The organism is Paenibacillus sp. FSL R10-2736 (assembly GCF_038000245.1).
Classification (GTDB): domain Bacteria; phylum Bacillota; class Bacilli; order Paenibacillales; family Paenibacillaceae; genus Paenibacillus_AQ; species Paenibacillus_AQ phytohabitans.
Window position 1 is genome coordinate 1679510 of the sequence record NZ_JBBOBN010000001.1, and the last position, 26299, is coordinate 1705808.

The window sequence follows — 26299 nt, forward strand, 5'->3', positions numbered from 1 at the left end:
TTGACCGGTCCTTTTTTCTGTAATACGATGACATTGAGAAATATTTCACAATACTTTCAAAGCGTATCAATCAAGCGTTTTATTTTTTTAATCAGCGAAGTGAAATTATTCACATACAAGGGAGCAGATGAAATGACCAAAGTAATTTCAGCCGCCAAAGCAGCGGAACTCATCAAAGACGGAGATACAGTGGCAGCCAGCGGATTTGGATTATCCTGCTGGGCAGAAGAGATGGGGATAGCCATTGAGGACCGCTTCATGCAAACGGGGCTGCCGAGAAATCTGACGGTCATGCACGCCAGTGCAGTCGGCAACCGCCGCGACAAAGGGATGAGCCACTTAGGCCATGAAGGATTGATTAAACGCTGGATTGGCGGAATTGCCATTGCTTCCCCCGGGATGGCGAAGCTGATCGAAGAAGACAAATGTGAAGCGTACAATTTGCCCCAGGGTGTAATTACTCAGCTCTACCGGGAAATTGCCGCCAAGCGTCCGGGTGTGATTACCAAAGTAGGCATGGAGACGTTCGTTGATCCCCGGGTCGAAGGCGGCAAAATGTCCCCGTCCACGAAGGAAGACATTGTAAAGGTTATCGAGCTAGAGGGCGAGGAGTGGTTATTCTATAAATCCTTTCCCATTCATGTCGGCTTGATCCGCGGAACCGTGGCTGATGAGAATGGCAACCTGACGCTGGAAAAGGAAGGCCTGCATATGGAGGTTCTGCCTATTGCCCAGGCGGTCCGCAACTCGGGAGGCATCGTGATCGCCCAGGTAGAGACGGTTGCCAAGCGCGGCACCCTTAACCCTAAGGATGTTAAAGTTCCAGGGATTCTAGTAGATTATATTGTCGTGTCCAAGCCGGAGAATCATTACCAGACAGAGAACACCCAATATAATCCGGCATTCTCCGGTCATGTTAAGGTGCCTACCGAATCTATTGAATCGCTGCCGCTGGATGAGCGCAAAATCATCTCCCGCCGGACGGCAATAGAGCTTCAGCCGAATGCGATCCTGAATCTTGGGGTTGGAATTCCGGTTAATGTTGCCAACATAGCAGAAGAGGAGGGAGTAAGTGACCAGCTGATTCTAACCACGGAGGCCGGTTCTATCGGGGGTGTTCCCGCAGGTCTGAAGGACTTCGGCCATGCTTATAACTCTGAGGCCATTGTAGATCATGACGCACAGTTCGATTTCTATGATGGAGGCGGTATCGATTTATCTGTCCTTGGCCTCGCTCAAATGGATGAGTCCGGGAACGTAAATGTCAGCAAATTTGGTACCCGGGTAGCCGGATGCGGCGGTTTCATTAATATCTCTCAGGCAGCCAAAAAGCTGGTATTCGCAGGTACATTTACCGCCGGCGGTCTGGAGATCAAGGTTGAAGACGGGAAATTGCACATCCTTCAAGAGGGAAAAGTGAAAAAGTTCATTAAGAAGGTGCAGCAGATCACGTTCAGCGGCTCCTATGCGGCAAAGGTAGAGCAACCGGTTGTATATGTTACGGAGCGCGCGGTATTTGAGCTACTGGATGGAAAAGTAACCTTAACTGAAATCGCACCGGGTGTTGACCTGCAGACGCATATTCTGGATCAGATGGAGTTTGAACCGGTGATCTCACCCGCACTCAAGCAAATGGATCAAGCTATGTTCCACGAACACTGGGGGAAGCTGAAATCTATCATTATCGAGAAAAACCGGGTCTTATTGGAAGTTTATTAATCTATCACTGCTTCAATACACTATAAAAAGGGATGATCTCATGAATATTCAGTTAAACCGCTGGAGGATACTGATCGCATCGGCCATCATTAATATCTGTGTAGGTGCAATATACGCATTCAGTATTTTCGCCCTTCCATTAACCAAAGTGTTTGATGTTTCGATGCCTGATATTATGATGGCTTTTACGATCAATGCAGCGATCTCTCCAATTCCAATGATCCTGGGAGGGAAGCTGGTCGATAAAGGGGGAGCGAGGAAGGCTATCTTTATCGGCGGAGCCATGTTCGGGATTGGCTTCATTCTGTCGGGACTCGCAACCGCACCCTGGATGCTGTATATCACTTATGGTGTTATTACCGGGATCGGCCAGGGGATTGTATATTCCTCTACCATTGGCAACAGTGTAAAGCTCTTTCCGGATAAAAGAGGCTTGGCTGCAGGAATTGTTACAGCGGGCTACGGCGGCGGAACCATCGTTATCGCACCTATAGCCAACGCGTTAATCAGCGGTCAGGGTGTCCAGCCGGCCTTGATCATGCTCGGTGCCGTCTTCCTGGTAATTATTCTGAGTCTGGGTCTGCTCGTTAAACCTGCTCCGGCCGGTTATGCTCCTGAGGGCTGGGCGCCTCCGGCTGCCGGAGCTGCCAAGGGTGGCGTTAATGTACAATGGCACGAAATGATCAAGAAGCCTCTATTCTATGTCATCGCCTGCCTGTTCCTAATCGGTGCCTTGTCAGGAATGATGGTAACCGCCAACGCATCTGTCATTGGACAGAAGATGTTTGGCCTCTCCGCAGCAGCCGCAGCACTATATGTAAGCCTGTACTCACTCAGTAACTGCATCGGCCGTGTATTCTGGGGCGCTGTATCCGACAAAATCGGCCGGGTAAAATCTCTGCTCATGATCTACCTGGTCATTGCGGCCATGATGCTGACTATAGCATTATCGACATCCATCGCCGGATTTGCGGTAGCCATTGCAGGCATTGGCTTGTGCTTCGGCGGAACCATGGGCATCTTCCCTTCGATTGTCGGCGAGAAATTCGGGATGAAATATTACGGTGTGAACTATGGTGTAACCTTTATCGGTTATTCAGGAGCGGCCTTCTTCGGACCGAGAATTGCCGGTAAGGTGGCAGCGGCCAATGACGGAATGTTCACGAATGCTTTTTACATCGCGCTGGTGATCTCTTTGGTTGGCTTTGCTCTAACCTTTGTGTACAAAGCAATGGATAAACAACAGCCGCCACAGCCTGAAGTTACCCAAGCCGCTTAAGAAACTGAGTTACATTAATGAATAACTGAGTTACATTAACGAACACTATAAATGGAGGTTAACACAATGTCGATTACACAATTATTAGGGATTAAATATCCGATTTTTCAGGGGGGGATGGCTCAAATCGCGGTTTCTCCTCTGGTAGGTGCTGTGTCCAATGCGGGAGGTCTGGGCATTATCGGTTCAGGCGGATTTACTGCGGATCGTCTTCGTGACGAGATTCGTAAGGTGAAGGCAAGCACCGATAAACCCTTCGCAGTAAATTTGATGCTGATGATGAACAATATCCCTGAGCTTATTGAGGTCATTATCGAAGAAGGCGTGAAGATTGTGACCACAGGTGCAGGCACACCTGCTCCATACATGAAGACGCTCAAAGAACATGGCATTATCGTCATTCCGGTAGTTCCTTCGGTCAAAATCGCCAAGAAAATGGAAGCCTTAGGTGTGGATGCAATTGTTGCCGAGGGAACCGAAGCAGGCGGACATGTGGGTGAAACCACGACGATGGCCCTTCTGCCTCAAGTCGCCAGTGCAGTGTCGATTCCGGTAATCGGAGCCGGAGGGATTGCGGATGGTCGTGGCATCGCAGCGGCATTTGCACTCGGAGCACAAGGCGTTCAGGTGGGAACCCGGTTCCTGGCTACCGTGGAATGCCCTACCCACGAGAACTTCAAACAAGCCGTCATTGCTGCAGATGATACGAGCACAACAGTGACTGGCCGCAGCCTGGGCGGTCCGGTAAGAAGCATAAAGAATAGTATGATTGCTGAATTCCTGAGACTAGAGAATGAGAAGGCTTCGCGCGAAGAGCTGGAGAAATTAAGCCTGGGATCTTTGCGCCGTGCCGTATTTGAAGGAGATACAGATACGGGCTCCGTAATGGCTGGACAGATTTGCGGGATGGTGAATAAGATTACTACGGTTGAAGAGATGATTACCACCATGTTCGAAGAGGCGCAGGAAACCCTCGGGAAGCTGGGGCATTTACAGCTGGGACCATTATCAGTTGTAGGCGCATAATAAAGTGTCATATCATAAGCCAAGTGGTATCATTTACGTAATGATATCGTTTGGCTTTTTTTCTAAATAAGGATGTAAGCGTTACTATAATAGTATAGGAATGATAAATTTGACTAAAAGAAATAAAAAATCAGGTAAACGTACGATAGACGAAATTATGGAAGAGCTGCCGTCCACTTTATTTGTGACCGATCCACACGGAAATATATTAATTTCCAATGAATTTACCGCTTTAACCATCGGAGTTCAATTGGAGGAACTGCTGAAGGCGAATGTCCAGGACTTGGTGAAGGCCGGCTATTATCCTCATTCGATTACGATGGAGGCCATTCAAAGTAAACAAAAGGTTTCGAAGAATGTCATCACCTCCAGAGGATTTCATATCTTCTCAACAGCGATTCCTATTCTGGATAAGGATGGGGAGGTGCAGCTGGTAGTCACCACTTCTAATGAATTCAAGCAGGAGCACGCCTATTATGAAGCAAATGTACCTGTAACCCAGCAGATCAACAAGCAATTGGGAGAAGCAGCAGCGGGAGAAGGCAAAGGGATTGTAGCTGAAAGCCTGGCCATGAAACAGATTATTAAAGTCTGCAACCAGATCGCGTCCTACGACAGTAAAGTGTTAATCTATGGTGAGTCCGGGACCGGTAAAGAGGTTATAGCGAAATATATTCATCTGAGAAGTGAAAAGTGGAAGGGGCCCTTCATTGCGATTAATTGCGCAGCGATAGCTCCGGCTCTATTCGAATATGAATTGTTTGGATACGAAAAAGGAGTCATGGAAGGACAGACGGAAGTGAAGGCGGGCATGATTGAAATTGCGAGTGGCGGGGTTCTTTTTCTGGATGAAATAGCGGATTTGCCGCTTGAGATGCAAGCCAAGCTATTGCGGGTTCTGGAGAATAATGAAGTAAGACGCGTCGGCGGCATCGTGAATATACCGGTCCATTGCCGTGTGATCTCAGCTACGAACCGGGATTTGTGGAGTATGGTGAAGAAAGGGCTATTCCGCGAAGATCTGTATTACCGGATTAATGTGATCCCGATTCATATTCCTCCGCTCCGTAACCGCAAGCTGGACCTTGTAGGACTAATCTCCAGTTATATCGCCAGCTTCAATCACATGTACGGGAAGAAATATGTCTTAAGTGCGGAAGAGTTTGAGAAGATGCTGAGTCAGCCCTGGCACGGGAATGCAAGAGAGCTTAGGAATTATATCGAACGGCTTGTGGTTACCGAATACATGGGAGTTAGCCAGGAGGAAGAGGATCAGGTGGCAGACTGGTTTGCAATTGACCACTTCATAGCCAAGAACAAACATCACCTGTCTGCGCTGAAAGACTTCACTGCAGTAGCAGAGGGCCGTTATATTGTAAAAGTGCTGAAGGATTGTTATGGAAACGGTACAGAAGCGGCCAAAAAATTAAGTGTGGACCGGTCGGTTATTTACAGAAAGCTGAAGAAAATGGAAGAAGTACTGCGGGATTTTAGTTATAACCCCGAATGATCTTGAGCCTGGTGGAAGCATATAAGGCGAACAGGAACAGCAGCAGACCAATGGAACCCATGACCGGACCCGGACTGAAATAATCCGAGAGGTAGGAGACAAGCGTTAGACCGATCGACGGAGCGACACTCATAATCGACCCAAGTACTCCGAAGACCCGGCCCTGAATCTCTTCCGATATTTCCAGCCTGAGGATGATATTGATCAGCAGCGTGCAGAACGAGAACATGAATCCAATCAGCAGAACGACAGGAATGGCTGTGGCTGCAGAAGTGATGAAGGATAACAGGATGTACATCGGGCCCAGACAGAAGAGACCGCTCATAATAAATAATCCTCTCCGTCTGATTCTGGAGCCCAGGATCATAATCAGGCCTGAGCCGATCATATAGCCGAGCGGGATACAAGCTTCCATGAGTCCGAACTGGAACGGGCTTGCCTTCCAGACGTTGACGGCCATAACCTGGGTCAGCATCAGCGAGGGCATGAAGAATAGAGTGAGCGTCGGAAGCATAATGATGACGGCCTTGGCAAAAGGGAATTTCCAGATATACCGTATGCCGTCCCCAAGGTCCTGAATAAAATTCCTCTTCTGCCCGGGCTCAGCATTCACGCGTGTCGGCACGGGAAGGGAACGGACCGCAAGAACCAGCAGGAAGGAGACTACAAACGTGACTCCATCGAATAAAATGGCATCCGCCGCACCAAAGCCCGCTACAAAGATTCCGCCCATGGAAAAGCCGACTGTCCGGCAAATATTCTCTGACAGGTTAAGCATGCCTACGGCTTGCTGGACATGCTCTTTGCCGACCACGGTGATAATGGAGGCCTGGTAGGCGGGGGACTGGAAAAGGGCAGATGCAGTGGTCAACGCAGTAAGCAGGGCCACGATAATGAAGGAAGCGGAAGGGAGAGAGATGACCAGGGCGAGTGATACTACCAGTATGCAGCTAATCAGATCCGTGACCAGCATGATGGTTCTGCGGTTGGTTCGATCCGCAAACGTTCCTCCAATGGATCCGAGCAGCGAGCTGAGCAACAGATTAATGATCGTCAGTACAGCCACCAGTTTGGCACTGCCGGTGGTCTGAAGCACCCAGAGACTGAGAGCGATATTGTGAAAGGTGTTGCCGAACAGGGAAATGGAAAAGGAGCAGAGCAGCAGCATGAATTTTTTGTTGGCCCATAGTTTTGGATAGGAGTGAACCACAGGGGCAGCCTGGCTGGCTATAACGGGTTCTGGCATAGTTACTCTCCTTTCAACTTAAACGCTTAAGTTAACCCTCAAAAAAAATTAGTCGACATAATAACAGTTATTCACCTGCTCGGAGTAGTCCGAATGGTGCAACAGCTCTTGCATGAGTTCATAAGCAACCTCCGCTTTGTCTCCATGAAAAAGAATCTTCTTCACATGCTCACCCAGCATTTCCGGGGAATTACATGTGCAGATTACCGTAAGATGCTCGAACTTTCCAGACTTCTCCACGTAGCTGCCAATGAATTCATTGATCACAATTGCCTGCTTGAAGCGGTGTTGATCCATTGCCGGAAGCAAATCCTGAAGTTCACGGATCTCAAAGACAGCATCATCAGCCAGAGGAACACTGCTGCGGATATAGCGGGTGAGAAGCGAATTATTGAAGCCCTCCATAATCAAGCAGACCTGCGACAGATCTTCGGGAAGTGCTTTTTCAAGCGCTGAGCGGTAATTAAACACCACCTGCTTGAACAGCTTATCCTCTATCATGCTGTCGATCAGAATCAGGGGGATGCCCTCGACAAAGTGTCTGGAGATCGAGTAGAAGGAATGGTCTTGTGCATCAATGAGAAACACGGCTTCCAGCTTGCGTTCAACGATAATATCCAGCGAAGGGGTGTCGGTATCCAGAGAATAGAGGAGCGTATGATAACCGGCCGCTGTAAGCCGCTGCTCCAAAGCATGAATGAAGGCGAGCTGGGCATGCAGCTTCCAGTAGGGCAATGACTTGGATTTGTGGACCAATACACCTATCAGACCGGTTTTTTGGTTTGCCAGTGAGCGGGCTGCTAAGTTTGGAATATAGCGGAGCTCTTTAGCCAGTTCCATAATCTGGCGGCGCGTCTTCTCAGGAATGGTCTGATTATCCACACGATTCAGCACATAGCTTACGGTGGCAACGGATACGTTAGCACGGATGGCGATGTCCTTCATAGTCGTTTTTTTCAACGCACCAATCTCCTGTCTGTTGATTTCCTAAAGATTAACATTAGCTGGATCAGTCGTCAATCCTGGATGTGATGTGTCATAATAAACCTTTTATTTCTTGTTGTTGATATAATATGTAAAATATTGTAGTATCAGCTTAATCGGTTAAGTCTACCGGTTGTTGTCTATTCTTTACTCTATTATGGGAGGCGGTTATGCATGGACAATGTAGTGTTGTATCCCTTCAATAAGATTACGCAAGGGATCATCAGGTTCAGGGATCTAACGGATTTTACAGTAAGGGCGGTTGTTGATTTTGTCCTGCATAAGGGCAAAGATGCAGCAGAGCTGGTGGAAGGGCGTGCGGCGGGCATTCCGGTCACGGACAATTTTGAAGAGGTATTTGGCTTAGCGGATACTCTTATTCTGAATGATCCAGGAACCTCCTTCGGAAATAACGAGGGTGTGTACGGCGAGCATAAGCTCAGCCAGCTGTGGAGAATGCTGGTTGTCTCTGCCCATGAGCACAAGCTGCGGATCATCAGTGTGCACGAAATTATTGACCGTCCGACCCTGGAATGGCTGCTCGAGAATGGAATCACGATTGAAATTCTACCGCAAATCCCCGCAAGTCTGCAGCGCCGGCTTCATACAGAATATGTTTTTCCTTCCCCTGGAGATGAAATAGCCACTTACTTATCTTATTTTGATATGGACGCACAAATAACCGCTTATAACCGCAATATATGCAAGGTAGGGATATTCGCAACAAGAGGATGCCTCGGGAAATTCACTGCCCAAATGTCATTATTCCGGGCGCTTAAGCAGGCAGGAGAGAAGGTTCAGGCGATTATAACCGAGCCTACAGCCGCACTCTTCAATCAACCGGGCGGCGATATAATGAAATTTATTGCCAATAAGCCGCTGAGCCAATATCCGTACTACATTCACGCGGCTGTCCGGGAAGCAGAGAGCGAAGGCTGTGATTATGTCCTGCTGTCAGGTCAAGGCTCCTTGCTTCCGAATGAGAATTTCGTGATTGCAGCGACCAAGGTCTCCTATTTGCGCGCTTTACAGCCCGATTTGACGATCCTGATCGCAGGCTACGATGATGATGAGCAGATTAGAGACAGCCTCGATATTCTTCGCGTTTACGGCAATGGCAGCCGGCCGTTTGCCATTCTGATTCCGGATAAATACGAAGTTGATTTCGGAGAATACATCTCGAAGACCCCGGAAGAAATAGAACAGCGCAAGGAAGAGATCCGCAGCCGGTTTGCAGCCGAGAATGTTGAATCGGTGCTGGACATTGGCAGATTGGCTGCCAAGCTGGCTGGCTATAAGAAGACTGTCAAATTATGATCCGGGCGGAGGCGGTGAATATGGAAAGGGTTGTCCTGTATCCCTTCAATAAAATCACGCAGGGTCTGCTTCGCTTTCGTGACCTGTTGAGCGTGGAGATTGTGTCGGTAATCGACTTCGTGCAGGAAGACGGACAAGATGCCGGAGAGCAGGTGGACGGGAAGCATTCGGGAATTCTTATTCATTCGTCTATGGAAGCTGGTCTGAAGGATGCGGACACTCTGATTCTCAATGATCCCGGCACGACTTTTGGGGGGAACAAAGGTGTATTCGCTGAGCATGATCTGGCGGAATTATGGCGGAAATTGGTCTTGTATGCTTCTGGCCGGGGCTTAAGGGTAGTCAGTGTTCATGAAATTTATGACAGGGATACCCTGAACTGGATGGCAGAGCAGCAATTAAAAATCGATGTGGTTCACAGTCCTCAGGAGCAGCTTTTTCAGGAGATGGATGAGCGTTACAGCACGGGCGGAACAGATATTGAGTGCTATCTGGGACAGTTCGAGAAGGAAGCCTTGATGTTTGCCCGCCCCAGAACGATTAAGAGAGTTGGTGTTTTTGCTACGCGGGGGTGCATTGGCAAGTTTACCATGCAGATGAATCTCTATCGGCAGTTCGGAGCGCTGGGCATTCCGGCTACAGCCTTTATCACAGAGCCAACCGGATTCCTGTTCGGGCAGCCTGAAGGGGATATCTTCAAATTCCTGGCGCACCGTCCGTTGGAGCAGTACCCGTATTATATCGATACTGTTGTTCATCAAGCCCAGCAGAGCGGCAGCGATTGGATCGTTATGGCGGGGCAAAGCTCCATTCTTCCCACAATGAATATTGCTTTCAATTCTCTGCGATACGCGATGCTGCGGACATTTGATCCGGAATATGTTCTGCTGATTGCCGGTTATGATGATGACAGCGCTATACTTGATGCGATTGAAATCTTAAGAATCTACTCCAGGCGGCCGCTTGCCCTGCTGCTGCCGGATAAGCTTGAAACCTCTTATGGGCATTATGAGATCTATCCCCTTGAACAACGATTGGCCCGCAAGCTTGAACTGGAACAGAAATTTCATATTCAGGTCCTCTTTACCGAACAGGCAGAAGCAGCGGTGAATCTTCTCTTGGAGGAAGCGAATGCTATTCCGGCCGCTTCTGGTAAGTAAACATGCTGAATCCGGGCGAATGCATCTATCAGATTGTCACTGACCGGTTCTGCGAAGGCAACCCTGCCAGCCGGCCGCGAGCGGAGCTCTTCAGCTCTGGCACAGGCAATCTGCGAAAATATCTCGGCGGCGACTGGACAGGAATTATTGCCAGGATTCAGGACGGATATCTTACCGGTATGGGGGTCAGCGCGATCCTGATTTCCCAGCCGGCAGAGAACATTCATGTGTGCACGGACGATGAAGAAGGCACGGCTTCCTATCATGGCTATTGGCCCAGAGACTTCCTGAGGCCCAATCCTTATTTCGGTTCTATGGATACATTCAGAGCTCTGCTGAGCACAGCGCATGAGCACGGACTTAAGGTAATCATTGATTTTACGCCGAATCATACGTCCCCGGCACTGGAGCTGCGGCCGGATTATATGGAGAATGGCGCAATATACCGAGCGGGCCAGCTGGTAGCTACTTATTCGGGAGACCTGGAGCGTGTATTTCTGCATAATGGCGGCACTGCTTTTCGGGATGCCGAAGATTCGCAGTACCGGAATTTGTATGACCTGGCCGGATTGGATCAGATGAACCCGGAAGTGGATGAGCTTTTGCGGGAAGGGATTGCCTTCTGGCTAGATCTGGGGGTGGACGGTGTGAGGATCGATGCGGCCAAACATATTCCCCCAGGCTGGTTAACCGCCTTGAGCGGCTTCATCCATGCCAGGAAACCGGCTTATGTGTTCGGGGAGTGGTTTCTTGAAGCACATGGCCGCACACAGGACAATGCTGCTTTTGCCAATGGGACCGGAATGAGTCTGCTGCATTTTATGTTCACCCATGCGATCCGCGAGGCCTTTCATGGGCCGCAGGGCTTCGGTGCTTTTGCCGAAATGCTATGTGAATCCTCCGGCAGCTATAAGCATTTGTATGACCAGCTTATTTTTCTGGATAATCATGATATGAGCCGGTTCACCCGGGATTCTGACCCTTGGCTTACGGATTTGGCGCTTGTGCTGCTGTTGACTTCCGCAGGCCTGCCTGTGGTGTACTATGGAACCGAGCAGTACATGAGCGGCGGGGATGATCCCGGCAATCGTGCCATGATGAGCTCCTTCAGCAGGGAGACAACGGCCTACCGGTTAGTGGCTCAGCTTAATCGTTTAAGAGCATGTAATCTTGCGATTGGTTACGGTAATACGAAGCTGCTGTATGTGAATTCGGGGGTGCTCGTATTCGAGCGCAGCTGCAAGAAGGATGTTGCACTTATTCTAATTAATCAGGGTGAAAGCGGACATACACTGCCTCCGCTGGTTACTTCCCTGCCGCAAGGCGCTTACTCCAGCCTGCTTAAGGACATTTATCCAGACCGTCAGGCAGTTGCCGGAGCCGAAGGGGACATACAAAATGTGATACTGGCACCTCAGTCTGCTTATATCTATGTTCATGAGTCAGATCTGGAGGAGCTAGCCGCCTTACACTTCTATCCCAAAGCAGCGGCGCCGGGAAGTGAGCTTATTATCCGGGGCAGACATTTAGGTAACAACGGCCGTCTGATGGTTGGCGGTTATGAGGCTGATGTAATCTCATGGCAATCGGAGAAGATCGTAGCCAGGATTCCGGCGGTCCCGGCGGGAACACATTCTGTACAAGGTCTGACAGGCGGGGAGAGCGAGTTCCAGCTGGCGGAAGAACTGACGGTGTGGACAGGAACGCTGGTCACGGTAAGGCTGGTAGTCAAGAATCTGTATACCGAATATGATACTAGGGTCTATGTGACGGGGAACGTGTATGAGCTTGGAGAATGGAATGCAGAGAGGGCCGCAGGGCCGTTTTACAATCATATCGTCTACCGGTATCCAACCTGGTATTGCGATATCAGTCTGCCCGCAGACTGCCGGATCGGGTTCAATTTTCTGCTAAGGGGTGACTCTGGTATTGTGCGCATGGAGCAAGGGGAGGTTCATTACATCCATACGCCTGCGGAGGGTGTATCGGAAATGATCGTGGAGTGGCAGGGATGTCACCAGGAGTCTAATCAGCTGTCCGAAGGAGATGCTGCGTATGGATGAGAGATTGCAGTTTGACGGGACGCGTCTGATCTTTCGAACGGTGCTGGACGAAGAGACAAGGCGGCTGATTGCCTGGCATTTCAAAGGTGGCTGGCTTGAGCTGCAGCAGGCTGTCCGGCTAACCACCCTCTCTTCCGACAACAAATTTGCCCAGTTCCTTTTCCCTGTGTACAAGCCGCTCGGGCAAACGCTGGAGATGCGGATTCCGAGGCCGCAAGAACGTTACTATTATGCAGATTTAGGGATTATTAAAAAAGTGCAAACGTTTGTACCAATTTTAAGATCTAATGTGTTATTTGTTTGTAATGACGGCAGCCTCGAATATTCCGACTGGCTTTCCTTCCAAAGAGACCATTCTTCACCTCCGCTGCTGGAGCAAAATACATGGTGGGAATTCTTCACAGGATATTCACTTTCTGCACATTGAGAGATTAGGAGGGGACAACCTATGAAGTCCAGCGCATCTGTCTTAATCCTGTCCTGGGAGTATCCGCCTGTGGTGATCGGAGGGATGGCCCCGCATGTCTATGAATTGTCCAGGCATTTGGCAAGCGGGCAGACCGAGGTTCATGTAATCACCAATAGCGCTCCCGGGCGGCCCGTTCTGGAAGTGGAGAACGGCGTATACGTGCACCGTGTGAATTCTTATGAGAACTTGACCGATTTCGAGGATTGGGTGCTTCAGTTCAATCTGGCGATTGTAGATTACGTTGTATCCCGGCTAATCGGGAACGTAAGCCTCGATCTTATTCACGCGCATGATTGGCTGGTGGGCTACGCAGCCCTTCTTCTCCGTCAACGGTTGTCGTTACCGCTTGTTACAACAATCCATGCTACAGAGTTCGGTAGGAACCAGGGAGTATTCACGCCTCAGCAGCATACGATTCATGCCATTGAGAATGAACTGGTCTCTACATCGGACAAGGTTATTGTATGCAGCCTGCATATGCAGCGGGAGGTCTGTACTGTGCATGGTCTTGAGGAGTCAAGGACGGAGATTATTCCGAACGGCATTGATCTCCGTTCACTGGAGCTGATTCCCGCACATCCTTTCAGAAGAGAGCAGTATGCGCGCAATGGCGGAGAGATTATCTTGTTCATTGGAAGACTAGTGAAGGAAAAAGGGGTACAGGTGCTGCTGCAAAGCATGCATAAGGTAGTGCGGGAATTCCCGCAATGCACCTGTATTATCGCAGGCCGGGGACCGATGTTCGCCGAGCTTGAAGCCAGTGCGGCTGAGCTGGGTACAAGCATACACTTCACCGGCTTCGTGGACAGCCTGGAGAAAAGCTATCTGTTCCAGATTGCCGATGTCTGTGTATTTCCCAGCTTATATGAGCCCTTCGGCATTGTGGCGCTGGAAGCGATGGGGAGCGGTACACCGGTAATTGTGTCTGAAGAAGGGGGACTGGCCGAGATTGTCGAGCATGGGCGGACTGGACTCACCAGCATATCCGGAGATTCTGACATGCTTGCGGGCCGGATTCGACAGTTGCTCCGTGAGCCGGATGAGGGGAGCCTGCTTGCAGAAGCAGCGCGGCGGGAGGTGCTGCTGCGGTATGACTGGAACCCCATTGCTGACAGAACCAGGGAAGTCTATTCCGCGCTGAGCGGCGTGAGATTATGAGGAAGGGAAGATGCCGGTATGACATCTTTTATAACACTCAAGGAAGAGATTCTAGATCTATCGCTATGCGCCTCTTGCGGATTGTGCGCTGCAGTGTGTCCCCAAGGTCTGCTTGCGATGAACGGAGATTCCATCTCGCTCCCGGTCTTTCAGGGTCTGGAGAGCCAGGCGGCCGACACCTGCGGAAGCTGCAATCTCTGCTCGGAGGTGTGCCCGGGCTATGATACAGGCGTTATGGAATCTGAGCGGCGCATCTTCGGCCGTAACCGTTCAGAGCTTGAACGCTGGACCGGCATCTACTTGTCTACCTGTCAATTGTCGGCGGCAGACCCGGAGATTCTCGGCCGGGCGGCAGCCGGCGGGGCGGGGACGATCCTGGCGGTTACCGCGCTGGAGGAGAAGCTTGCTGACGCGGTGATTGTTGTGGGAAGAGATAAGGAGCGTCCCTGGGTGCCGAAGGCCTACCTTGCCGATTCAGTGGACCGGATTATTGAGTGTGCCCAGACCAGCTACTGTATTACTCCCAATCTGGATCTGCTGCAGGATCGCAGATATGACAAGATCGGCATCATAGGCGTACCTTGCCAGATTCAAGGCATCAACAAGCTGCTAAATCTGCCGGAACACTCGCCGTCCACTGTACTGGCAGACAAAGTGGCGTTCACGATTGAGCTGGGATGCGCGTCCAACACTTCATTGGGCGGTACCGAGCATCTGATTACGGAAATCTTGGGGATCGACTTGGCTGACGTAGTTTTGATGAAGTACCGGGAAGGGGAATATCCGGGGCAGTTCATGGTCAGGACCCGGCAGGGGCAGGAGCATTATCTGCCCTTTTACCGGCTGGTGGAGGAATTCAAAAAGTTTAAAACCTTTCGCTGTCTTGCTTGTCCGGATTGGTGGTCAGGCCTTGCTGATATTTCGATTTCGGATGGAGATCCCAATATTTTTGATTCCAGCAGGGAAGGGATATCTGCCAAAGCCTCATCCACGGTAATGGTGCGAACGAAGACAGGAGCTGACCTGCTTGAGCTTGCGGTGCGCCGGAACGCGGTTAAGCTGTTCGATTACACCTTTGAGAATAACCTCGGACTGGAGCGGAAACGGCAGCGGTACCGCAGCTATGCAGCAATGGGCGACCGGAGGATTCCGCTGGCTCCCGGAAGAGATATGGATTACTCGCAAATACTCTCCGATGACGAGGTGATCAGAATTGGAATTGGTACGAAGCAGGGCCGGGCTACCGGCCACATGTGATTTGCGGATTAAGGCGAAGCGGGAGTTGTGTTCCTTCAAATTCGATTCGGTTCCCGGAGACAAATCAATTTCCCAGCGGGCCATTGTTCTGAACGCTATCGCCGAAGGCCAAGGCAAGGTGTACAATGTGCTGCGTTCCCGTGACACTGAGAGCTGTATCGCGATTCTCCGCCAATTAGGTGTAACGTTTGCATGGAATGGGGATGACCTGTCTGTGAATGGAAGAGGGCTGCGGGGCTTACAGGCACCGGCGGGCAGACTTGAGGTCGGGAATACGGCCACCTCAGCCCGGTTGATGCTGTCTGTCCTGGCAGGACAGTCCTTTGCTGCGGAACTCGGAGGGAACCCACTGCTCTCGGCAAGACCGATGGACTGGGTTGTTCAGCCGCTTACAGACATGGGGGCTGTGATTGAATATCTTGGGGTGAAAGGCTGTCTGCCTCTGCGGATTCAGGGGGCATCACCATTGTCCCCCATAGAAATGGAAGCCACCGTATTCAGTGCACAGGAAAAGTCCGCCCTGCTGTTCGCGGGATTATATGCGGACGGAATCACATGTTATCGGCAAAACTGTCAAAGCCGGGATCACACCGAACGCCTGATGCAGTATTTCGGCATAGATATTCGTTCTGATCATGATGTTACTTTCCTGAAGGGAGGAAGTGCCTTTTCCGCCAGGGATGTAATGGTTCCGGGGGATCTGTCCTCAGCGGCTTTTCTGCTGGCTGCATATGCTATCCGGGGAATGGGGCGCAAGGGCAGCTTGTTGATTAAGCGGGTAGGTGTTAATCCAACCCGGAGCGGATTCATCCGTCTGCTCACAGAGATGGGGCTTCCTTTGACGCTGCAAGCGGAAGAGGAGCTGATATCCGGGGAGCCAATCGCAGATATCTATTGCACCCCGGGAACCTGGTTGTCGCCTGTCTGTGCTGAAGGCAACGGGCGAATACAGAGCTTGATAGACGAGGTTCCTCTGCTCGCTGCGGTATCGGTATTCGCAGAAGGGGATTCTGTGATCAGGAACTGCCGGGAATTGAGAGACAAGGATACGAACCGGATTCAGACCACTGCAGGGGTGCTAAGAGCCTTTGGCGTGGAAACTACCTGCAGTGAGGATGAAATGGTCATTCATGGCGGCCAGCGTCTATCGCCTGCCATTGTAGACAGCTGTGGCGATCACCGGATCGCCATGACCGCCGCTGTATTGGCCAGCAGCCTGGAGGAGCCGTCGATCATCCGTAACTGCGGCTGTATCAATATTTCGTATCCAGGCTTCGTAGAGGATCTCTCACAGTTTGCGCATATTGATATTTTGCGTCCAGATTGATATTTATCTGAACCCATTTCCATGAAATGCCGTAGAAACAACTATATCTACTATTTCATGGAATGGAGTGAAGTGAATGAAGTTGTCATTATTGCGTAACCGTTCTGCCTTTTGGACGAGGACAGTGCTTGCTGCTGCCCTGGTTCTGACGCTTGCTGCCCCGGCGGTACAAGCATCTGCCGCTCCTGCGGCATCTGCACCTCCGGCGTCTGTAACCGGACAGGCCAAACCGTTAACGACGGAGAATGCGGCAGCATTCCTCAAGCAATTCTTCAGTGCGGATGAGGTGAAAGCGCAGCTTGCCGGTGCGGTTGTCATTGTAGTTAAGGACGGCAAGACGGTGATTGAAGAGGGCTTCGGCTACGCGGACAAGGCTGCCAAAACAGCGGTAGACCCGGATGAAACGGTCTTCCGCATGGCCTCGGTATCCAAAACCTTCACTGCCGCTGCCGCCATGCAGCTGGTAGAGCAAGGCAAAATTGATTTGAAAGCGGATTTTCAAGTCTATACCGGACCGATTGTCTTCGACAATCCCTTCGGCGTTCCGGTAACGGTGGAGGATCTGCTGACCCACACCACCGGCTTCCGGATTCAGGACCCGCAGCCGGAAGATATCAACGATGATTTCGAAACCAAGGTATCAATTGAGGATTATGTGCTGCGGAATATGCCGCCGGTTGTCCGTGAGCCGGGGACTTCCTATATGTATGACAACTTCGCCTCACTGCTGCTGGGTCTGGTGGTAGAGAAGGCCAGCGGCATGCCTTATGAGGATTATATGGAGAAGTATGTGTTCTCCCCGCTGAATATGGATTCAAGCGGCTACCTGCTGGAAGGCAAGCTGAAAGAAGAGCTGGCTACCGCCTATGATGCCACCGGCAAGGCGCTTGATCTGTATACAGTAACTCCTACTGTTATGCCGCATGGAGGTATGCTGTCTACTGCAGATGATATCGGCAAGTTCATGACTGCTTTTCTGAATGGAGGCACTTCCGGGAATAGCCGCATTCTGGCTGCAAGTACTATAGATGCCATGGAGGAATACCGTTCCTCCATCCACCCGTTGCTGCCGAATACCACCTACGGCTTCGAAGCGCCGATTCAGCTTCCCGGTGCCGGCAGCAGCTCCAAGATTATCACCAAAGCAGGCGATTTAATCGGCTTCAGCACTTATATGTTCCTGATCCCTGAGCAGAACACCGGGGTGTTCATTGCCTATAATCAGCAGAGTGCACTGCGGGAAATGTTCTATCCGGCGTTCATCCAGGCGTTCTTCCCGCAATACGCCGCACCGGCGAAGCTGGACACCTTCCAGCCGTTGAGTGCAGAAGCTCTGGATGCGTTCACCGGATACTATGCGGATCTCCGTCTCAAGAGCCTGGTCTCCACAGTTGCTGCGCATGAGGGTGCGCTTACCATTAGCGATGCCTTGCTGGGCACCCGCCAGCTGCGCCAGGTAGACGATAATCTGTTCATTGATGAGCTTACCAAGAAATTTACCGGTTTTGAATTGACGCCGGGCGGACAAGGAGCTTATCTGAAAGAGCCTTATCTCAATCCTTACAGCTATGCGCAGAAAGGGCCGGATGGCGCCGGTTATGCCGATGTCTCTGCGAGCCATCCTTATGCGGTTCCGGTTATGATGCTGCAGTCGCTGGGCTATCTGCCGAATGATGCGGCGCTCCGCTTCGAGCCTGAGGCGGGAATTACGCGTGCCGAGTATGTGCGGCTGATGCTGGAGAGCAGCAGTGTCAAAGAGAGCAAGACCACGAAGCTGGCGTTCCCTGATCTGCAGGGCCATCCGGATGCCGGTTATATACAAATGGCTGTAGAACTTGGAATGGTTGAGGGAACAGCAGGCGGTGAATTCCAGCCTGACCGGATCATCTCCCGACAGGAGGCGGCGGTCATGGTATGGAGACTGCTCAGTGCACAATACCCGGATAAGCTGTTCCAGGATGTGAAGCTGGCCGGTAATACGGATAAATGGGCAGTTCCGGCAGTGAAGATGGTCGTGGCTCTGGGCTTATACGGACCGGCCATCAAGGCTGATGCCAAGGGCGCTGTTGACTTCAAGTCCAGAGAAGCCCTGAGTAAACAGGAGAATGCTGCCATTCTGTATGCCCTGTTCACGAATCCGATAGATCAGATCGTGGCCGGACTGGCGGAGAAATCCGCCGAATGAAAAGAATCTAAGTATGAATCACTCTGGATATTCCAGTAATGGCCGTTGGAAGGCTTGATGAGATTCTAAAATACAAAATTGGCTCATTTTAACATACGTCCATCGACACTTCTGTTGAACACAAATAAAGAGCTGTCCCTCAAGGTATTCCGCCTTGTGAGACAGCTCTTTGCAATGAAGTATGCTGCTGTTCCTATAAAGTTAGAATATCTACTCCCATAGCCGGCAGCATCACCTTCTGCTCCGATCTTTTGCTCGTCAACAAGCTGCGATAGGGAACGTCAAGCGTAACCTCTCGTTGCTCATTCGTCAAATTGATCAGGAACAGGAAGCTTTCCTTACCCTTCGATCGAATCGACAGCTCGACACCTTCCGGCAGCTGGAGCTTGGGCGCCAGGTCCTTTTCCTTCAGTATGCCTTCGAACAGCTGATAGAAATACGATGGCTCCGGCCAAGTGCCGACATAATACACTTCACCTTCACCAAGCTTATTGACAGTAACCGCCGGCACCCCCTCGTAAAAGTCGTTGTCATACCAGGCAATCGGTTCTGCTCCTCGCAGTTCCAGCAGATCGCACCATTGCTTCGCAGCGAATGTCTGGCCCTCCGCGTTCCGAATCCGATGCTCGCTGTTGCCAATCGCATCATACTCACTAACGACAACCCCCGCTGCTTCCGCCAGCAGCCCCGGGAGAGGCAGCATCTCACATACATTCCTCATGTTCTTCACACCTGTCCGATTGGTGAGGACCACCGTGCCGCCCCCGGCTGCGAATCGCTCCAGCCGCTGCACGGTTTCTTCATTTAACAGAAAGAGGGAAGGGACAATGACCAGCTTGTAGCCATCGAGCGCCTCGGTCCAGTTGATAACGTCCGTACCGACGCCCATTTTCAAAAATGCATTGTGCATAGAGGACAAGTTGTCCATATAATGCATTCCCCCCTCCGCTTGCGGCTGGAGGGAAAGCGCCGTATGCTGATCATGCGAATGCAGAATCGCAACCTGGGTAACGATTGTTGAGCCGGCCAGCAGTTCTCCCAGCCGGTTCACCTCGCGAGTAAGCTCTGCGAACTCCCTGAACCTCCGTCCAGGAACATTGCTATGGTCGATAAGCCCATGCCAGAACTGTTCGGCTCCGAAGGCAGCACTCCGCCAGCGGAAATGAACGACCATGTCGGCACCGCGGGCGATTGTCTGCCAGGATCGGGCTCGGATCAGTCCGGGATAAGGGGTGCGCTGAATTGGCATCCAGGCGCCCTGCGCTCCGCTCAGCTGCTCCATGACCCAGAAATTGCGGCGCTTGATGCCGCGAACCAAGTCCAGTGACAGCGCTCCGTTCCTCGGAAACCGGTCGCCATAATCGTGGTACAGCTCATTCGGATAATAATCAACAGAAGCGAAGTCCAGCTCTTTGTAAAGGTCATAATAGTCCAGACTATTCGGGTATTGCCACATGTTATGCGTCACGAATTGTCCTGGACAGTTGCTGCGCAGAATTTCAAGCTGCCATCCCAGCAGATAGCCTACGCTGTCCGAGCAGAACCGCTTGTACTCGAGAAGATAGGAAGGATTCATCGGCTTGCTGCCGCCGAGCGGCGTCGTTACCTCGGCCCAGCTGCTGTACTCCCCGCTCCAGACGACTGTGCCCCACTCCCGGTTCAACTCTTCCAGACTCGAATAACGCCCCTGCAGCCAAGCGACAAATGCACGATTGCACGTATCGCAATGGCATTCCTGGTAGTGCATCTCGTTATCGATTTGCCAGCCAATGACCGCGGGATGCTTCGCGTAGCGCTGTGACATCGCTTCCACAAATTTGGAGCCCAGCATTCTCAAGGAATAGCTGTTGTTGCAACGATGTCCACGTACACCCGGCCGGATGATTTGACGTTGCTCATCCATTGGCAGCACATCCGGATAACGGGTTGTCATCCAGTTCGGCGGGGTATTGGTAGGGGTGCATAATACGATCTCCATGCCGCGCGCGGCGAATACATCTATAGCTGCATCCAACCATTCAAACCGGTAATCACCCTCCGTCGGTTCCATGCGGCTCCAGGCGAATTCCGCCATTCGCACAACAGCAACACCCGTCTCTTGCATAAGCGCTGCATCCTTCTCCCATAGCTCGGGAGTCCATTGCTCTGGATAATAATCAATTCCAATCTTAATCGTCATCCTGTAATCTCCTTTGTTCATCAATATATTGCGATTATATGCTATATTAATTGGAGTGAATATCTTAAATAATTAATACGATATAACAATATTAAGATAGCAGGAGAGTGGGTCGCATGCCTCATCCCAATCGCGTTTTTCCCGTTCTATCCGCCCGGGACAAGCTGCTCCCTTTTTATTTGCTTGGTATTGGTCTGCATCATGAACAGGAGCATATACGCCGAGACACGGGCATTCAGGATTATCAGTGGATTCAATGCCGCAGTGGCGAGGGCAAACTCAAGCTGAGTGGAACGGAGCATGTCGTCAAGCAAGGCATGGGCATGCTGCTGTTCCCCGGCCAGCAGCACGAATACTATGCTTTATCGGGGAGCTGGAAAGTTGACTGGATCATCTTCGACGGCAGTGGATCAGCGGGGTTGTTTGAAACCGTCGGCATTGTAGACACAAGCGTATTTACGCTCGCATCGCCCGAATACCTTCTATCCCGAATAAGGGAGCTGCTGCAAGCGGCACTTACGCCGCAAGCACAAACGTTAAACAATTACGCCTGCTCTGCCATCCTCTATACCTTATTGACGGAGATTATTCAGCGTGTCACTGTCGAGGGCAGCGATACCGTCGGGCGGCAGTATGAACGGTTAAAGCCGGTCCTGGATTATATTGACCAGTATTATGCCGAAGAGATTACTTTGCAGACGCTTGCCGGACTGATGGGCGTCACACCGGAACATTTCTGCCATATGTTCAAGAAGACGACAGGCATTCGTCCAATCAGCTATGTCAATCAGGTAAGGATCAATAAGAGCAAGGAACTGCTGCTCGACAATGTGCAGTGCGGGATGCAGCATATTGCTCATCAAGTCGGCTTTGAATCTGCCAGCTATTATGGCGCAATCTTCAAGAAGCTGGAACGGCTCACACCCGGCGCCTTCCGCCGCAGTTATCAGAAGTCGTAACATATATACGATCTTCATCTAACATACTATAGAAATTCATGAAGGGGGTTTACTCCTCGCGTTAAAGACAGGTGGCAAAATCAAAAGGGGACAGCTAATTAACAAGCAGGGCTTGAAATCATGAGATTTCAGGCCCTGCTTTCTGTGTTCCTTCAAACTTCCGGTTACATTTTACTTCGAACCCCAAATCGACTTGTTGTTGGTACCGATCAAGGAGAAGGTCATCACTTCATTGTGGCTGGACAGTTCATTGCGCTGCTTAAAGAACACTCCTTTATAAGTTATACCGTCAATGACCATCGTACAGTAGTAGGTTCCTGACGTATTGGACCATGTACCTGTCACAGAACCGGAAATGGTTCCATTGCTGCTCAGGGTCACACTCTGGGTGGTCAGCATGCCAACATTAGCCGTAGAAGCATCCAATCCCATGTTGATGAATTGATAGGTCCCAGCCATTTCACTGGAACTATACCCGGTGGAGGCGATACTGCTGCCCAGAAATTCATACACCGCAGTTACCGGCCACTTGTCCTGATTCATAAATTGCTGATGCACGCGAACCTCGTGCGCCTCGGTGCCGTTATTGAACCGGGTGTGGTACACCAGATATCTCCTGCCGTCCGTATCGATCAGTGCAGAATTGTGGCCACCCGATTTATACCCCTGACTAGCTCCCGATAAGTTATAATTCCCAAATAGCTTGATGCCGTAACCCGACTGGTCTACGGAAGCGGAGGAATAGACAGCCGAATTGCCGGCGGCATCGGTGTAGGTTCCGTCGATGGTGGTCGAGCGGTACAGACGGATATGATACCCTCCCGCATTGGCCAAACCGCCATAAGTGACGTAAAGGTAGTAATAGCCTGATGAGGAATCATACACGATGTAAGGAGCTTCGCCCGTCTTACCGTACCCTCCGGCAATCCGCTTGCCAAAATAACGGTCGACATTGCCATTGTCGGAGCCTGGGTAGTACGGCTTGCCGGTGGCTGGGTTAATCTGCAGAATATAAATCCCTCCAGACCAGGAGCCGTAACTCATCCACAGCTTGCCGCTGTTGTCATACACCAGCGCCGGATCTATCGCATTCGGGAAATTGCTGTTGTTGAATCCGCCACTGTTGTTAAACCAGCCGCTTCTGGTTCCTGATAGGGTGCCGTTGTCGATCAGCTCGGGGATATTGGTGTTCTTGTACCATATATCCACCGTTTTGGTCCCTAACGACGAGGTCGTTGTAATCGGATTGCTGCCGCTAGTGAAGCCGGAATAGATAATGGTATCGACATATTCATAAGGTCCGGAGACCGACTTGGATACACTGTAGGCGATAGCTGAACGGATATAAGTCGAGGAGGTGCAATAGTAGAGCATATAAGCTCCCGTCGATCCGTCTGCCCACACGTATGAAGAATTATATACCGGTCCCGGCGCCCATACGGATTGTCCGCCTGAACTGTCCTGATCATTATACCCGGCCCAGGCAAAAGGCACCGCGAGCGCAGAATTTAATGCTGCTCCGGCGCTTCTGGCGGAGTTGCCGGTTCCCCCTGCCTTGACCAGCTCCCATTTCTGCATATCGCCGCCCCAGTAATTCCATTGCTGGATGTTCGCGCCATTCGCTGTGCTGCCGTCCGCCACATCCATTGCGGCAGTATAGTTGGATGCCTTGGTTAAGAACGCGACCGTTCCGTCGGCATTTTGCTGGATTCTAAATAGCTGCATAGTGCCGCCCCAGTACGTCCATTGATCAATGTTGGCACCGTCGGCGGAAGATCCTTCGAAGACGTCAATACCGCTTGCATAAGCGGTATTGCCTGTAAGGATGTAATAATCCCCGCTTCCGTAATACATAATTCTGAACTTTTGCGCATCCGAGCCATTATACGACCATTGCTGAATATTGGTGCCGTCAGTCGCCGAGCCGTTGACTACATCCAGATATAATCCGCTGTTCTTGTTCTTGATATAATAATAGCCTTCAAAAGTTGAAGGGGCATACAGGCTGGTGTTCGTGTAGCCCTGTGTCCCCATGTAGGACCAGTTCCTCAGATCTGTGCTTGAGGCCTGCGCCAGGTGTGAGCCAAATATATAATACTTATTCGTAGAAGCATCATAGGAAATCGAAGGGTCATGCACAGATACTCTTGTGGTGTTAGAGGTAGTGGATGAACTTGCTGCCCCGAAAATACTGCCGCTACCTACGATCACTGCCAATAAAGCGAATACAATAGTCAGAATAATGATTTTATGGCTCCTCATTTTGTGGATCAGCTGCATATTGATCAAATCTCCTTTTGGTTGCCATTTAATTAACCGCTTACATTCTGCTGGGCAGATGAAGTTTTTTATTTACTCTGTACTTTACTAGCTCTCACGTATCCCTCCTCACCCTGATAAATACTTTACAGTATGGAAATTCTCCTTTGTTTCTTAAGCTAATATTAGTCCGAACGCGGTGTCTAAGTAAGGCTTATTTTGTCGTCGAACATAAAATAATTTAAAAAGGTTTAGATATATATTGATATAAGAAAAATGCAATAAACCCTATAAATGTAAATATGTAAATAATATACATCCAATTAAAGTGATAGAAATCCAATCGTTGTTATCTCGTCTTTGCTTACAAGCCGTTCTATAATAACTTTACGAGGAGGATGGTTATGTACTCAAAATTTCATAAGTATCGTTGGCAGTATCTCATGATTTTGCCGGGCGTAGTGTTATTATTTGTTTTTAATTACATTCCTATGGCTGGTATCCAGGTTGCTTTTCGTGACTTCCGGATCGGCGGCTCAATATGGAATAGCCCATGGGTTGGATTTAGTAATTTTGAGTTCTTGCAGGATCCGCAGTTTTTAACCATTGTAGAAAATACACTCTTTATTTCTGTTCTGAAATTTATATTTGGTTTTCCGGCTCCGATCATACTCGCTCTTCTCATTAATGAAATTAGAAGTTCTAGGTTCAAACGATTTGTGCAATCCGTCAGTTATTTACCCCATTTCTTCTCTTGGATTGTAGTCGCTTACATTCTTCATTCGTTCTTATCGCTGGATGATGGACTCATCAACCAATTCATTACGTGGACCGGAGGAGAGCCGATCTTCTTCCTTGGGTCGGATGATTGGTTTAGACCTATGGTTATCGTAAGCGGTCTATGGAAAGAGACGGGGTGGAACACAATTCTCTTTTTAGCCGCGATTACCACGATCGATCCTCAGCTCTACGAAGCGGCGAAGGTAGAGGGGGCAGGCAGACTGGCGCAAATTCGGCACATCACGCTGCCGGGCATGATTCCGACCATAACAATTATTTTGATTTTGAGCATACCCGGATTAATCACAATTGGCATGGATCAGATTTATCCATTGATGAATTCCGCAAATATGGGAGTCGCGGATGTGTTGGATACTTATGTATTGCGAAGCGGCCTGCAACAAGGGTACTTTGGAATGGCGACTGCCGTCGGCCTGCTATCTTCGGTGATTAGTTTGTTACTGGTTATCTCATCGAATCAATTTTCGCGAAAAATTAACGGCGAAGGGTTGTGGTGAAGATGAGATTATCCAAGTCCGAAAAAATCGGCCAAATCATCATCGTTGTTATGCTTGTCTTGTTATGTGTCTCCGTTATTTATCCGTTTCTATACATGATGGCTATATCGCTTAACGAAGGATCGGATGCGGCCAAAGGGGGCGTATATTTATTCCCGCGCTCTTTTACACTAATTAATTACGAAATCGTACTTGGCAACGAGGTCATCCGCCATTCGTATTTGATTACCATCGCTCGAACAGTCATTGGTACGATAACCGGTCTCATTGTAACGTTGTTAGTTGCCTTCGGTTTGTCCTATAAGGGACTTCCGATGAGGCGTATCATTATGACTTACATTTTAATTACGATGTTGTTTAGCGGGGGGCTGGTCCCCTTCTATATCCAATTGAACAATTTGGGGCTGGTGAACACATTTTGGGTCTATATTTTACCGGGTATGTTCTCGGTCTGGAATATGTTCGTTATGCTCAAATTTATACAGGGTATACCCGAAGCACTCATTGAATCGGCAGAGCTGGACGGAGCCGGTCCGCTACGGACCCTATTGCAAATCATCATTCCTCTCTCAAAGCCGATGCTTGCTGCCCTTGGTTTGTTTACGGCTGTAGGTCACTGGAATGATTGGTTCTCTGGCGCTTTTTACGTAACCGACCAATCGCTCATCCCGGTGCAGACCTTCTTGCAGCAGTTACTATCCGCTTCTGATTTGTCTGCCATCTTTGGCTCGAACATCAATCAGGAAGCAATAGCAAGAAACTCCATGACGCAGAGCACGACGCTTATGTCCATCAAGATGACTGTCGTTATGGTCAGTGCACTTCCGATTCTATGTGTCTATCCTTTTCTGCAGAAGTATTTCGTTAAGGGCGTACTCATTGGTTCTGTCAAAGGATAAATGAA

General features: G+C 50.2%; 19 protein-coding genes. 15 read left to right on the top strand and 4 right to left on the bottom strand.

What is annotated here, in order from left to right:
• The first annotated feature begins 132 nt into the window (after nt 1-132).
• From NSQ73_RS07180 to NSQ73_RS07195, 4 genes are all read left to right on the top strand, one after another.
• Nucleotides 133-1719 carry an acyl CoA:acetate/3-ketoacid CoA transferase gene (locus tag NSQ73_RS07180; RefSeq protein WP_340985894.1) on the top strand — a complete coding sequence of 529 codons (1587 nt, stop codon included), beginning with the start codon at nt 133-135 and terminating at the stop codon, nt 1717-1719.
• 40 nt (nt 1720-1759) lie between these two features.
• Nucleotides 1760-2998 carry an L-lactate MFS transporter gene (locus tag NSQ73_RS07185; RefSeq protein ID WP_340985895.1) on the top strand — a complete coding sequence of 413 codons (1239 nt, stop codon included), beginning with the start codon at nt 1760-1762 and terminating at the stop codon, nt 2996-2998.
• A gap of 66 nt (nt 2999-3064) precedes the next feature.
• Entirely contained in the window at nt 3065-4024 is a 960-nt protein-coding gene (locus NSQ73_RS07190) for a DUF561 domain-containing protein (protein ID WP_042139058.1), read from the top strand.
• A gap of 157 nt (nt 4025-4181) precedes the next feature.
• On the top strand, nt 4182-5534 hold the full coding sequence (locus NSQ73_RS07195) for a sigma-54 interaction domain-containing protein (protein WP_340989220.1): 1353 nt from the start codon (nt 4182-4184) through the stop codon (nt 5532-5534).
• Here the strand turns inward: NSQ73_RS07195 and NSQ73_RS07200 are convergent.
• A complete protein-coding gene (locus NSQ73_RS07200; protein ID WP_340985897.1) occupies nt 5515-6780 on the bottom strand; it encodes an MFS transporter in 1266 nt (421 codons plus the stop codon). The two genes, NSQ73_RS07195 and NSQ73_RS07200, sit on opposite strands and share 20 nt — an antisense overlap.
• Before the next feature lie 48 nt (nt 6781-6828).
• A complete protein-coding gene (locus tag NSQ73_RS07205; RefSeq protein ID WP_340985898.1) occupies nt 6829-7740 on the bottom strand; it encodes a LacI family DNA-binding transcriptional regulator in 912 nt (303 codons plus the stop codon).
• 198 nt (nt 7741-7938) lie between these two features.
• Between NSQ73_RS07205 and NSQ73_RS07210 the strand changes: the two genes are divergently transcribed.
• The 8 genes from NSQ73_RS07210 to NSQ73_RS07245 all read left to right on the top strand — a co-directional run bounded on the left by NSQ73_RS07210 (nt 7939) and on the right by NSQ73_RS07245 (nt 18700).
• On the top strand, nt 7939-9081 hold the full coding sequence (locus tag NSQ73_RS07210; protein ID WP_340985899.1) for a DUF1611 domain-containing protein: 1143 nt from the start codon (nt 7939-7941) through the stop codon (nt 9079-9081).
• A 20-nt stretch (nt 9082-9101) separates the two neighbouring features.
• The gene (locus NSQ73_RS07215) at nt 9102-10241 is read left to right on the top strand and encodes a DUF1611 domain-containing protein (RefSeq protein WP_340985900.1); all 1140 of its coding nucleotides are present in this window, start codon (nt 9102-9104) and stop codon (nt 10239-10241) included.
• A gap of 2 nt (nt 10242-10243) precedes the next feature.
• On the top strand, nt 10244-12304 hold the full coding sequence (locus tag NSQ73_RS07220) for an alpha-amylase family glycosyl hydrolase (protein WP_340985901.1): 2061 nt from the start codon (nt 10244-10246) through the stop codon (nt 12302-12304).
• Entirely contained in the window at nt 12297-12731 is a 435-nt protein-coding gene (locus tag NSQ73_RS07225; protein ID WP_340985902.1) for a hypothetical protein, read from the top strand. Before NSQ73_RS07220 ends, NSQ73_RS07225 begins: the two co-directional genes overlap by 8 nt.
• Before the next feature lie 21 nt (nt 12732-12752).
• Complete coding sequence (locus NSQ73_RS07230; RefSeq protein ID WP_340985903.1) at nt 12753-13931, top strand: glycosyltransferase family 4 protein; 1179 nt, start codon at nt 12753-12755, stop codon at nt 13929-13931.
• 18 nt (nt 13932-13949) lie between these two features.
• The gene (locus NSQ73_RS07235; protein WP_340985904.1) at nt 13950-15188 is read left to right on the top strand and encodes a Coenzyme F420 hydrogenase/dehydrogenase, beta subunit C-terminal domain; all 1239 of its coding nucleotides are present in this window, start codon (nt 13950-13952) and stop codon (nt 15186-15188) included.
• Nucleotides 15145-16515, top strand: a complete 1371-nt coding sequence (gene aroA, locus NSQ73_RS07240; protein ID WP_340985905.1) for a 3-phosphoshikimate 1-carboxyvinyltransferase — start codon at nt 15145-15147, stop codon at nt 16513-16515. Before NSQ73_RS07235 ends, aroA begins: the two co-directional genes overlap by 44 nt.
• A 76-nt stretch (nt 16516-16591) precedes the next feature.
• Nucleotides 16592-18700, top strand: coding sequence for a serine hydrolase (locus NSQ73_RS07245; protein ID WP_340985906.1), 2109 nt, complete (start codon nt 16592-16594; stop codon nt 18698-18700).
• 193 nt (nt 18701-18893) lie between these two features.
• Here NSQ73_RS07245 and NSQ73_RS07250 read toward each other — a convergent pair whose 3' ends face one another.
• Nucleotides 18894-20879: a beta-galactosidase gene (locus tag NSQ73_RS07250; protein WP_340985908.1), complete on the bottom strand. Its 1986-nt coding sequence runs from the start codon at nt 20877-20879 to the stop codon at nt 18894-18896.
• Nucleotides 20880-20995: 116 nt separating this feature from the next.
• Here NSQ73_RS07250 and NSQ73_RS07255 point away from each other — a divergent pair, with 116 nt between their 5' ends.
• On the top strand, nt 20996-21838 hold the full coding sequence (locus NSQ73_RS07255) for a helix-turn-helix transcriptional regulator (RefSeq protein WP_340985910.1): 843 nt from the start codon (nt 20996-20998) through the stop codon (nt 21836-21838).
• A gap of 171 nt (nt 21839-22009) precedes the next feature.
• On the opposite strand, the gene NSQ73_RS07260 is transcribed toward NSQ73_RS07255, so the two are convergent.
• Nucleotides 22010-24118 (bottom strand): RICIN domain-containing protein, encoded by a 2109-nt coding sequence (locus NSQ73_RS07260; protein WP_340985912.1) that lies wholly within the window; start codon nt 24116-24118, stop codon nt 22010-22012.
• A 383-nt stretch (nt 24119-24501) separates the two neighbouring features.
• Between NSQ73_RS07260 and NSQ73_RS07265 the strand changes: the two genes are divergently transcribed.
• Together NSQ73_RS07265 and NSQ73_RS07270 are read left to right on the top strand one after the other, a co-directional pair.
• The gene (locus NSQ73_RS07265) at nt 24502-25395 is read left to right on the top strand and encodes an ABC transporter permease (RefSeq protein WP_340985913.1); all 894 of its coding nucleotides are present in this window, start codon (nt 24502-24504) and stop codon (nt 25393-25395) included.
• A gap of 2 nt (nt 25396-25397) precedes the next feature.
• Nucleotides 25398-26294, top strand: a complete 897-nt coding sequence (locus NSQ73_RS07270) for a carbohydrate ABC transporter permease (protein WP_076243783.1) — start codon at nt 25398-25400, stop codon at nt 26292-26294.
• The last annotated feature ends 5 nt before the right edge of the window (nt 26295-26299 follow it).